This window comes from Salinimicrobium sp. TIG7-5_MAKvit (assembly GCF_049569215.1).
GTDB classification, from domain to species: domain Bacteria; phylum Bacteroidota; class Bacteroidia; order Flavobacteriales; family Flavobacteriaceae; genus Salinimicrobium; species Salinimicrobium profundisediminis.
In genome coordinates, this window is record NZ_CP145903.1 from 2,384,963 (window position 1) to 2,397,301 (window position 12,339).

Sequence of the window (12,339 nt, forward strand, 5' to 3'; positions counted from 1 at the left end):
GTCTGTTTTGTTATTCACTAATTACTCTAATTTTATTTTTGACCTCTTCAGCAATTTGTCTAGCTTTAGAAAGATCGGCATTCACAATCGTGACATGGCCCATTTTTCTAAAAGGGCGGGTAATTTTTTTTCCGTAGATATGAGGGGTTACCCCTTTTAGCTTCATGATTTCGGAGATGTTCTCGTAAATCACATTTCCCGAAAAACCTTCTTCGCCTACCAGGTTCACCATTACGCCGCCGGCCTTGCTTTCGGTATCTCCCAAAGGAAGATCTAAAATAGTTCTCAAATGCTGTTCAAACTGGTTGGTGAATGCTGCTTCTATGCTGTAGTGGCCGCTGTTGTGAGGCCTGGGTGCAACTTCGTTAACCAAAATCCCGTCTTCTTCTGTCTGGAACATTTCAACCGCCAGTAAACCAATATGTTCATAGGCCCTCGAAACTTTTTCGGCTACTTTTCTCGCTTTTTCGGCTACCGCGGCATCAATCCGGGCCGGGCAAATCACGTATTCTACCTGGTTGGCTTCGGGATGAAATTCCATCTCAACCACGGGATAGGTCTTTACCTCTCCCGATGGGTTGCGGGCCACAATTACCGCCAGTTCGTTCTTAAAAGGGATAAGATCTTCAGCAATACAGGCAGTTTCGGGTAAATCCTGGGCTGTTTGGAGGTTCTTGACCACTGCAACACCTTTACCGTCATAACCTCCCGTTGTACTTTTCCACACAAGAGGCAGGGAGATTTCCCCTTTTTGAAGACCTTCCAAAAATGCCATTTTTGAGGAGTATTTTTGGTAACGGGCAGTAGGGATTTCGTGGCTGGTAAAGAAATCTTTTTGAACGCCTTTGTCCTGAATTTTCTTCAAGGTTTTGGATGAAGGATAGACTTTTATTCCTTCAGACTCTAATTTTTCAAGAGCTTCTACATTGACTGCTTCAATCTCAAAGGTGAGCACATCTGCTTTTCTTCCGAAGTTCACTACAGTGTCAAAATCCATGAGATCGCCGCGGGTAAATTTATCACAGGCAATCCTGCAGGGCGCTTCGGCATTAGGATCGAGTACAATGGTGCGAATGTCAAACTTTCGGGTTTCGTAAAGGAGCATTTTTCCAAGCTGGCCTCCACCAAGTATTCCGAGGGTGAAATCTGAAGAAAAATAATTGATCATTAATGAGGTGTTTCAGCAAAAATAATTTTAAAAATCTGAAATGCCGCAAGATTCAGTTATAAATGCGCAGGGTTTGGCATCATGAGTTGATTGGAATATGTATCTTTGCTTCCCAAAAATATTTTTGTTTTGGTACAACTACACGATCTAAAATTTACTCCTTTTATTTCTGAAGCCGAAATCAACGTCGGTATAGAAAAAGTGGCTGCGCAGATAAATGCCGATTTTGAAAATAAAACACCAGTTTTTCTGGGGGTTTTAAATGGGGCTTTTCTTTTTGCGGCCGAAGTTATTAAGAGATTTAAGGGCGACTGTGAAGTGAACTTTGTGAAGCTAAGTTCTTATGAAGGTACGGGAACCACAGGTAATGTAGAGTCTTTAATGGGGCTTACCAGTTCTTTGAAAGGTCGTAATGTAGTGGTGATAGAGGATATTGTGGACACTGGAAATACTCTTGAGAGCCTCGATAGGATTCTTAAGAGCGAAGAAGTGAACCTATATAAAATTACAACTTTATTTTACAAGCCTGCATCCTACAAGAAAAGTCTTCCCATAGATTACGTGGGGATGGAAATTCCAAATGATTTTATAGTAGGATATGGTCTTGATTATGATGGGCTGGGCAGGAATCTCACCCAGGTCTATAAACTTAAAAACAGTAAAATGACAAACATTGTTTTGTTTGGGCCTCCTGGTGCAGGTAAAGGAACCCAGGCAGCTGTCCTTAAAGATCATTACAACCTTAAACACATTTCTACAGGCGATGTCTTTAGGTACAACATTAAAAATGAAACTGAACTTGGTAAGCTTGCAAAAGCCTACATGGATAAAGGCCAACTGGTGCCCGATAGCATTACTATAGACATGCTGAAAGCTGAAGTAAGACAGTCAACCGAAGGGAATGGCTTCATTTTCGACGGATTTCCACGCACGGTTGCACAGGCCGAAGCTCTTGAAGAATTTCTTCAGGAAGAGGGAACCCAGGTTAATGCCATGATCGCTCTGGAAGTAGATGATGAGATCCTGGTGGAGCGTTTGCTTGAGCGGGGGAAAACTTCGGGACGGCCAGATGACGCCAATGAACTTGTTATTCGCAAAAGGATAAAAGTTTATTACGAAGAAACTGCGATCTTAAAACAGTTTTATTTGAAACAGGATAAATATTTTGGCATAAACGGAGTAGGCTCAATTCAGGAGATCACTGCGCGTTTAAAAGAAGCTATTGACCAGCTGGTATAAGAAATACCACAGGTGTAAAGATGATAAAGGATGACTGAAGGGAATTTTGTTGATTACGTTAAGATACACGTATCCTCGGGTAATGGAGGTAAAGGATCGGCTCACCTGCACCGTGAAAAATACGTTGCAAAAGGCGGGCCCGATGGAGGGGATGGAGGCCGTGGAGGCCATGTGATCCTAAGAGGGAACAAAAACCTTTGGACGCTTTTTCACCTCAAATTTAAGAGGCACGTTAAAGCCGGGCACGGCGAACACGGAAGTAAACAGCGAAGCACCGGTGCCGATGGGCAGGATGAGATCATTGAAGTGCCGCTAGGAACGGTTATTCGTGATACTGAAACCCAAAATATTCTTCACGAGATAACGGAAGATGGGCAGGAGATTATTGTTGCTGAAGGCGGAAAAGGAGGACTGGGTAACTGGCATTTTAAATCTTCAACCAATCAAACCCCGCGATATGCGCAGCCTGGAATTCCCGGTGAGGAAGAGGATATAACCCTTGAGCTAAAGATCCTTGCTGATGTTGGTCTTGTAGGTTTTCCCAACGCCGGAAAGTCCACTTTACTTTCGGTGATCACAGCAGCCAAGCCAAAAATAGCCGATTACGAGTTTACTACGCTAAAGCCCAATTTGGGAATTGTTGAATATCGTGACTTTAAAACCTTTGTGGTGGCCGATATCCCCGGAATTATTGAAGGGGCAGCTGAAGGAAAGGGTATTGGACACAGGTTCTTAAGGCATATTGAGCGTAACTCAACGCTCTTGTTTTTAATCCCTGCCGATGCAAAGGATATAAAGGAGCAGTACGAGATCCTGGTAGATGAGCTAAGACGCTACAATCCTGAACTTCTTGACAAAGACCGTTTGGTAGCCATTTCAAAAAGCGATATGCTTGATGCCGAATTAAAGGCTGAAATGACCACGCAACTTGACCGCGAACTCAATGCGCCGTATATCTTCATATCATCTGTAGCGCAGCAAGGTTTGACCCAGCTTAAAGATAAGCTTTGGGAAATGCTGAATAAAGAACCTGTTTAATTCCTGTTAATCTCTTAATTTTCAGTAGTGTTTTCTTTAATTTTAGGGAAAACACTACTATGAAACTTCTCAGAATTCTTAGTTTATGTCTCATCATTACCGCCTGTGGAGGACCACGGGCAGCTTTTGACTATGATGAGCAGACAAATTTTTCATCATATAATTCCGTGGTCTTTTATCCTGAAATGCGGACCGGATTGAGCGAACTGGATGAAAAGCGACTGCTTAACAGTATTGAAAAGACTTTACAGGAGAAAAATATGTCAACGTCATCAACTCCCGATCTTTACCTGAATGTTTATACTGAGCAATACCAGGAACCAAGCAGGAACAGTGTTGGTGTGGGAATCGGAGGAACCGGAGGGAATATGGGAGTAGGAGTGAGTGGAGGTATACCATTAGGAGGCCCTGAGAGTTTCCTTCAGCTTACTTTTGATCTTATAGACGTTGAACGGGACGAACTGGTTTGGCAAGCTGTTGTTAACAGCAAATTTAATCCTAACTGGAGTCCTGTACAAAGACAACAACAGTTTTATAAAATAGTGAAAGAAGCTTTAGAAGGTTACCCTCCAAAAAGGTGATTTTAGACTCACTTTTTTGAGGAGTAAAATTTCTTCGGGTTAATGCCATGGAACATTTGGAATAAATATATTTTCTAATTCTATAGATATATATTCAATAGAAAGTTTTGTATATACCTTTTCAGAATAAAAAAGGCCCCGATTTCTCGGAGCCCTTCTTTTTGGCTGGTTAGTTAATTGTAGCCTAGTTTTGGTCGTCATCGGCTGCTTCAGGCTGATCTTGCAGGTAAGGAGTACTTCCACTTCCTGTAATTTCAGTGAATTCACTTCGTCTATTGCGGGCATATTCAGCAGCAGTACACATATTAGGTCTTGTACAGTCATTCAATGGCACTTCTTCACCATATCCTTTTGGAACCAACCTATCACGGCTTATTCCCTGAGACACTAGATACTCGAGAGTAGATTCAGCACGACGCTGAGAAAGATCCATGTTGTATTTATCAGATCCACGGGCATCGGCATGAGATCCAATTTCGATTTTAAGCATTGGATAATTCTTCATGATCTCAGCTACGCGGTTAAGAGTAGGTTCAGACTCAGGTTTGATGGTTGCTTTATCGAAATCAAAGTAGATGTTTCCAACTCCTGCGATTTGTCTTCTTCCGGTTTCAGGATTGATCTCCATTTCATCTTTTGGAAGGATTGGAGGTGTGTAATCTTCTCTGGTGAAAGCGTAAAGGTTATCAGACCCTCTTCTGTTGGAAGCAAGATATCCTTTTTCTTCTCCTTCTTTTAGTACAAAAGCAAAGTCATCAAATTCACTGTTTAGAGAATTTCCAAGGTTTTGAGCCTCTCCAAAAGTACCATTTGTTTGTTCACTTTTAAATACATCAAGGTTACCATAGCCCATGTGGCCATCAGAAGTAAAATATAGAGTTCCGTCATTAGCAATGTAAGGGAACTGCTCGCGGTGAGCAGTGTTTACATTTGGTCCCAGGTTTACTGGTTCTCCAAATGTTCCGTCTTCATTAACAGCTACGCTGTAGATGTCAAATGATCCCATAGATCCTGGCATATCACTTGCGAAATACAGGGTAGAACCGTCTTCACTTAAAGTTGGGTGCTCTACAGAATACTGATCGCTGGTGAAAGGCAAAGCTTCAATGTTTGTCCACTCGCCATCAACAAGCTCGGCACGGTAGATTCTAATGGTAGCTACAGGTACTTCGGCCCAGTCAACTTTAACCCTTCTTGAGTTAGTACGGTCAAAGTACATGGTTTTTCCATCGGTAGAAAAAGCAGCTGAACTTTCGTGAGTGTCGGTATTGATCTTGTCGTTGAACAAAGCGATGTTGCTAAGGTTACCTTCATCATCAATATCGGCTACGTAAAGGTCAAGATAAGGTTTCTTATTCCATGCGTAAATAGGACGATCCTGATTGCGGGTAGAAGCAAAAACGATACGGTCACCCATAAAGGTAATTCCGAAGTCTGAAGAAGCTGCATTCTGCATTACCTGGTTTGTAGTGTAGGTATGAGATACAGCAGTATCAAGCTTTGCAGTCCATTCTTCAAAATCTACAGTACTGTTGTAGTACTGGCTAAAGTATTTGTCGGCTTCTTCGTCCTGTCCTGTAGCACGTAGTGAATGCGCAAACCTGAAAGAATATTCGTGTGCAACGCTACCGTCGTTGTACTTCAGAAAAAGGCTGCGGTAAGTTTCGGCCGCATTACCCATTCTGTTTGTATAGAAATAGGAGTCTCCTAATTTCTGAAGGACTTCCTGATCCTTATCCTGAACTAACCGGAATTCTTCAGAAGCGTCCATATAGGCTCTCTGGTTAAATAAACGGTTAGCTTTCTTTATCTGAGAACTCTGGGCCACGGCCGAGAATCCAATAAGGACAGCTAAAAGTGTGGTATAAAGTTTTTTCATGTTTCTTAGGTTTTAGAAGAATCTTGGGGATACGTTGTAACCTTTTGAAAGGCCAAGGAGGTCAAGGTCAAAAAGTACCATGATTTCATGTGTGCCATCATTAAAGTCACTTAGGTTTCCTGTTGTATAGTCGTAGGCGTAACCTATTCTAAGTTCAGGAGTAACTCTAAAGTTCACCAATCCACTTACTGTTTCATCAAAACGGTAAGCTACACCTGCTTCAAAACGATTGTAAAGAAGCACGTTTGCTGTAATGTCAACAGAAAGAGGAGCTCCTTCTACTGCACGAGCCATAAATGCCGGTTTAAGCTTTAGGTTTTGGTTAAGGTCGAATACATACCCCCCGGTAAGGAAGTAGTGGATATTTTCCTCTCCCAAACGAGCCAGTCCTGTTTCGTTTTCAAGGTGTTTTGACGTGAAAAGGTTTGGAGCGGATAGACCTACATAGTATTTATCACCAAACCAGTAAGCACCAACACCAAAGTTTGGAAATGCTTCACTCACGTTTTGAGCGGCAGGATCAACCTGTTCGTTATTCCCGGTTTCAAGAGCAGTGAGGTTTGCGTCAAAGAAAGTAACCCCTGCTTTCACCCCAAAAGATAATTTTGAAGTTTCTGATACCGGAAGGACATAAGCCACATCGGCATAAAGGTTGTTTTCTTTAACAATATCTCCAATCTCGTCGTGGACTATGGAGATACCTGCTTCAATCCTTTCGCTAAGCCCGGTGTGGGCAAAGAAATTGGCAGTTTCAGGAGCTCCGTCCATTCCGGCCCATTGGTTTCTGTAAACGCCACCAACGTTTAGCATTCCCAGGTCATCTAATGCATAAGCAGGATTTATCACGCTCATGTTATACATGTACTGGGTATACATGGGATCTTGTTGTGCATTACCCTTTAGTGAAAAAAGGGCAATGCAAACAACTGTAAAAATTTTTATAAAAGAATTTCTCATTTGTTTCGAATATTTCAAAATTATCTGCTTAAGTACACTCTACCTTGAATAGGAGCGGTCTGTCCGTCGTTATAGTTTAGGATATAGAAGTAAACTCCTACTGGAAGTACTCCGCTTCCGAATGATCCTTCCGAAGAAGTACCATCCCATCCCTGAGATTTTCCAACCTGGCCTTTATATACAGGTTCACCCCATCTATTGTAGATCTCCATCATGTGATTTGGATATTCCGAAGAAATGTTCTGAATTACAAACCTGTCATTAATAGCATCACCGTTTGGAGAGAATATTTCAGGAATAACAATCTCGCAATTGGATAGATTTACTTGCACAGGAGTTCTAGTAGAACTTTCGCATCCAGTAGTTGCATCAACGGCAGCGGCGAATAAAGTTGTGCCGTTTTGCAGTAGGGTGGATGGAGATACAGTTTCTGAACCTGTAGCGGTAGTGTACCATACAAGATCTCCGTTAGCAATAACGCTACCTTCAAGATCACCTACTGTCAAATCCTGACCGGCGCATAGTTGTTCTGGTTCAGTTACCAGAGATGGTGCGTCTACATCATTTAAAGTTACAGTTACGGCAGTAGCATCAGATACACAACCAGTAGTGTTTGTTTGTGTAACATAGTATGTTTTTGCAGTAAGCACTTGTGTAGCATCTACCTCTGTTTGAAGTGTTTCATCAGAATAAACAGTAAACACTGCGTCGGCTTCACCAGAAATTTGAAGGTCGGCTACAGTCGCATTGCTGGCAGCACAACCATCAAATGGCGTCACTGTTGGAGCGGCTGGAGTGTTTTCTCCGTCACATTCTGGTTCTTGAGTTCCAACAATTACAGTCACTGTAGCTGAAGCTGAACATCCGTTGTCGCTAGTTACAGTATAAGTATATACGCCTTCTGCATCGGTTGCAGGATCAAAAGTTGTATCAACTTCGTCACCATCAAAAGTCCAGGTTCCACCAGTTTCAGGTGTTCCTCCAAGTTCGGCAAAAAGGTCTACTGTTTCTGTTGCATCTTCTTCAAGATTTACAGTAGCATTTTGTCCGGCGTCAGGGTTTTCAAGAACTGTAACCGTAAGTACGGCAGAATCTGTACACTGACCGGTTCCTACTGTATAAGTAGTAGTGAAGTCTCCAAATTTGCTGTTGATATTGTAATCATCTATGATTTCCTGAATGGTTGGGTTAAAGCTTCCATTTGTAGCCACTCCTGATTCAAGAAGGCTTATATAAAGATTTCTAACACCTGCATTGGAGAGATTTTCTACTTCAGAATTACAAACTTCTACTGAGTTGTCTGCTCCTGCATTGGCAGTGTTAGCAGTTACATTAACAGTAAAGGTAGTAGAAGCACTTCCTTCTATACAACTTTCAGTATCACCTTCTTCAACGGTGTAAGTGATGGTGAAAGCACCTTCTTCAGATACGTCCAACATTCCATCAGTAATTACTCCTGAAGCATCAGAGAAAGTTCCGCCCAAAGTGTTGTCATTATTAAGGAAATCAAACAGGTTAAGGGTTCCTTCGGCAGTACAGGTTGTAATATCACTAATGTCACCTGTGCTTGCAGGTTCAGTAGGTACTATTGTTACCGTTAGTTCTACTGAGTCGGTACACTCTCCATTGGTAAGGGTGTAGGTTGTTGTGAAATCACCTAATCCATCTTCATCAGCCTGATACATAGCTGAAATCTCAGCTGGAGTTGGGCTAAAAGTTCCATCTACGGATACTCCTGCATCCAAAAGTCCGAGGTAGAATTTCCTTATTTCGTCGATACTTGGGAAAGTAGTTTGTACATCAGTTTCACAAACATCTGCTGAACTGTCTGTTCCGGCATCTACAATACCTGTGCAAGGATCAGTTGATACTGTAACAGTAACAGTAGCTGAATCCATACAGCCTTCATAACCTACAGTGTAAGTAAAAGTTCCTGGTTCGTCTGTAGCTGGATCAAAAGTCCCGTCTCCGTTACTCCAGGTTCCACCTTGCTGTGCGTTTTCTCCTAAATATTCAAATAGGGTAACTTCATCGTCTTCTGTAGTTAAAGTAACAGTAGCGTCATCACCGGCAAAAGCTTCAGCGACTACATTTACTGTTAACTCATACGTTTGTGCGTCAGGGGCGGTGTAGACAGTGGTGAATTCTCCTAGTTTGTCAGCATCAGCCTGATACATTTCAGAAATTTGCCTTGGTGTCGGATTAAAAGTACCATTTGTTGCGACACCTTTAGGAAGAAGTCTAAGATAGAATTTCCTTATTTCATCATAGCTTGGGAAGAAAGTATCCACATCTCCTGCACAAACTATAGCATAACCACTACCCGGCGTTGTTGGATCTGTTGGGTCGTTTACAATTACGGTTACGTTTGCAGAATCCATACAGGTTTCATATCCTACTGTATAAGTAAAAGTTCCTGGTTCGTCTGTAGCTGGATCAAAAGTTCCGTCTCCGTTACTCCAGGTTCCACCTTGCTGTGCGTTTTCCCCTAAATATTCAAATAGGGTGACTTCATCGTCTTCTGTAGTTAAAGTAACAGTAGCGTCATCACCGGCAAAAGCTTCAGCGACTACATTTACTGTTAACTCATACGTTTGTGCGTCAGGGGCGGTGTAAACAGTGGTGAATTCTCCTAGTTTGTCAGCATCAGCCTGATACATTTCAGAAATTTGCCTTGGTGTCGGATTAAAAGTACCATTTGTTGCGACACCTGTAGGAAGAAGTCTAAGATAGAATTTCCTTATTTCATCATAGCTTGGGAAGAAAGTATCAACATCTCCTGCACAAACTATAGCATAACCACTACCCGGCGTTGTTGGATCTGTTGGGTCGGTTATAATTACGGTTACGGTTGCAGAATCTATACAGGTTTCATATCCTACTGTATAAGTAAAAGTTCCAGCTTCGTCTGTGGCTGGATCAAAAGTTCCATTTCCGTTACTCCAGGTTCCACCTCTAAGTGCATTTTCGCCTAAGTAAGTAAATAAATCTACTGGCTCATCATCTGTAGTAAGAGTTATGGTAGCATCATCTCCTGCTTCAGCTTCAGTGACAACATTAATGGTGAGCTCATAAGATTCTCCATTTACTGTGTAAGTAGTTGTAAACTCTCCCAAACCATCTTCATCTGCTTGATAAATATCAGCCATTTGAGCAGGAGTAGGGTTAAATGATCCATTTGTTGCTACGCCAGAAGGAAGCAATCTTAAATAGTATTTTCTGATTTCGTCCACACTTGGGAAAAAGGTTTGTACATCTCTAAGACATACCACACTAACTCCAGGGGAGACTACAGGATCTGTAGTTAGGGTAACAACTACAGAAGCAGAATCTGTACAACCGCCTGTGCCTACAGTATAAGTGTAAGTGCCAGCTGCATCTGTGGCAGGATTAAAAGTGCCATTGCCAGAGCTCCATGTCCCTCCTTCTTGTGCATCTTCCCCAAGTAAGGTAAATAGATCTACCGGAGCATCATCAGGGCTTAACGTAATAGTGTTATCAATTCCTGCATTTGCATTCTCAATGACGGTAATGGATATTGCAGCTGTATCTTCACATTCTCCTTCACCTACAGTATAAGTACCGGTAATAATAACTGGCTCAGTGAGTGGATTGCCGGGAAGTATGAATTGTTGTAGTCCACTAAAATCTCCTTCAAATGTTCCATCAAGATCTCTATCTCCAAGCCATTCTGCAAGTACTTCCATACCTGCTGTTGGATCTGGATTTTGTGACTCTGGATCTTGAGCATTTATAATTTGCTGTACAAGAGCTTCAATTTCAGTACGGCAGAAGGTCTCATTCACATCTTCACCTGCATTAGCCTCACAAGGGGCTACTGTAATAGTGAATATTGCAGAATCTTCTCCCGAAATACATGCTGAAGTTTCATCTACTGTATAGGTCACAGTGTAAACACCAGCACCTGTCTGGGATGGGTCAAATAGTCCATCAGGATACCCTTCAAATGTTCCAGAAGTTTGTGCTTCTGAAGTAAGGAAGGAGTACAAATTCTGAGTTTCATCATCAATTGCGAACTCCAAAGAGACATCCTGTCCCGCATTAGCTTCTTCTGAAGCAACAATTGAAATGGTCAAAAGCACAGAAGCTTCACATTCGTCTTCACCTAGAGTGTAAGTAGTAGTGAAGTCACCAAGACCATCTTCATCATTCTGATATTGCTGAGCAAGTTGGCCAGCATTTGGACTAAAAGTTCCATTTCGGGATACTCCTTCATCCAATAAACCTAAATAAAAATTTCTAATGGCGTCTTCACTTGGGAAGGTTGCCTGAACATCATCTTCACAAACTATACCTGTATTAGGATTTCCTGCATCTCCTGTAGTAAGTGTTACATTAACAGCAGTCCGGGCTTGGCTTTCTACCGGAGGCAAAGGATTTCCTTCATCATTAACAATTTGACTAACGTAATAAGTGCCTGGTACTAATAACTCATTATCCGCCAAGGCCGGATTGCTTGTAGCAGTACTGTACCATCTAAATGCCTGGGTATCTTCGCTGGTTCCAGTAGCTTGCAAATCGCTTACAGTAGCTCCTTGACACAATTCTTGATCTTCTGCTATAGGGGCAGGTGCAACATCTGGGCTATATCTAATTGCTAGTCTAAATGAATAGTCGCATGAACTAGTCGACGATGTTTGACCCACGAAATATGAATTTCCATCAACTAATTCATCTGATTCAGCATAAGTTGCTGTTCCGAATTCAGTTTGGTAAACTATAATTTCACCTCCAGCATTAGGAGATATTATCTCGATAAGATCTTCTATTGTACGATCATCGTTTTCCGAAGCTAAATACGGGGAAAAAACCGATCCGTAAGAAGAGTCTGGAGCTGGAATTGTACCTACTGTAACTGTCACAGGGGTAGGGCTAAGGCAATTCCCGTCAGCATTTCCTGCGTAGTAAGTTGTATCATCTTCTAAAAATTCATTAGAAGGAATCCGCTGTGTCATTGCAGAATCACGATACCAAACTACATCATTTGTTGCGCCAGTTCTTTCTGAAAGGTCAGTAATGTCATCTAAGTAACAAAAATCCGCAGGATTTGAATCACTTAGCTCGGGACATTCTTCTTGCCCATAAGAAGACAAGGTTCCGCTAAATAGTAATAAGGCAAAAAAGAATAGTGGTATTCTCATTTTACCCAGAGTAAAAATTTGCATAGGCTTTAAGTGTTAAATTTAATCAATTGCATTTTAGGATTTATAGTTCAAATATAAAGTAAACATTCATTTTAAAACTTAAACTCCTGTTAAGGGAAAAGTCTAAAGAGAATGTAGTCAAAACTACTATATATTGCTGAGGTAGGGGAGGTTAAAAGTACGACTTTTTCGTTAATAAAATTTTTTTAGGAGTTTTTTTACATCTAATAAGTTAAAAGTGTTTTTCGTCCATATAAATCAACTCACAGTTGGACATAAGAATTCACTTTTTGTTACAGATTTTCAGAAGTT

The 12,339-nt window shown here is 41.6% G+C and carries 7 protein-coding genes; 3 read left to right on the forward strand and 4 right to left on the reverse strand.

Translation table 11 applies throughout. The annotated features are described in order from the left end of the window. Nucleotides 1-10 precede the first annotated feature (10 nt). The gene (locus tag V5739_RS10695) at nt 11-1,168 is read right to left on the reverse strand and encodes a 5-(carboxyamino)imidazole ribonucleotide synthase (protein ID WP_423818159.1); all 1,158 of its coding nucleotides are present in this window, start codon (nt 1,166-1,168) and stop codon (nt 11-13) included. A 129-nt stretch (nt 1,169-1,297) separates the two neighbouring features. Here V5739_RS10695 and V5739_RS10700 point away from each other — a divergent pair, with 129 nt between their 5' ends. Genes V5739_RS10700 through V5739_RS10710 form a run of 3 tightly spaced genes read left to right on the forward strand, consistent with a single transcriptional unit; the run spans nt 1,298 to nt 4,026 of the window. After that, nucleotides 1,298-2,407 (forward strand): adenylate kinase, encoded by a 1,110-nt coding sequence (locus V5739_RS10700; protein WP_423818160.1) that lies wholly within the window; start codon nt 1,298-1,300, stop codon nt 2,405-2,407. A 30-nt stretch (nt 2,408-2,437) separates the two neighbouring features. Continuing rightward, on the forward strand, nt 2,438-3,445 hold the full coding sequence (obgE, locus tag V5739_RS10705) for a GTPase ObgE (RefSeq protein WP_423818161.1): 1,008 nt from the start codon (nt 2,438-2,440) through the stop codon (nt 3,443-3,445). A gap of 59 nt (nt 3,446-3,504) precedes the next feature. Beyond that, nucleotides 3,505-4,026 carry a DUF4136 domain-containing protein gene (locus V5739_RS10710; RefSeq protein ID WP_423818162.1) on the forward strand — a complete coding sequence of 174 codons (522 nt, stop codon included), beginning with the start codon at nt 3,505-3,507 and terminating at the stop codon, nt 4,024-4,026. Nucleotides 4,027-4,210: 184 nt separating this feature from the next. Here V5739_RS10710 and V5739_RS10715 read toward each other — a convergent pair whose 3' ends face one another. The 3 genes from V5739_RS10715 to V5739_RS10725 are packed head-to-tail and all read right to left on the reverse strand — an operon-like array spanning nt 4,211 to nt 12,024. Continuing rightward, nucleotides 4,211-5,905, reverse strand: coding sequence for an OmpA family protein (locus tag V5739_RS10715; protein ID WP_423818163.1), 1,695 nt, complete (start codon nt 5,903-5,905; stop codon nt 4,211-4,213). 12 nt (nt 5,906-5,917) lie between these two features. Then, nucleotides 5,918-6,862 (reverse strand): PorP/SprF family type IX secretion system membrane protein, encoded by a 945-nt coding sequence (locus tag V5739_RS10720; RefSeq protein WP_266070216.1) that lies wholly within the window; start codon nt 6,860-6,862, stop codon nt 5,918-5,920. A gap of 20 nt (nt 6,863-6,882) precedes the next feature. Continuing rightward, a complete protein-coding gene (locus tag V5739_RS10725; RefSeq protein WP_423818164.1) occupies nt 6,883-12,024 on the reverse strand; it encodes a gliding motility-associated C-terminal domain-containing protein in 5,142 nt (1,713 codons plus the stop codon). Between the last annotated feature and the right edge of the window lie 315 nt (nt 12,025-12,339).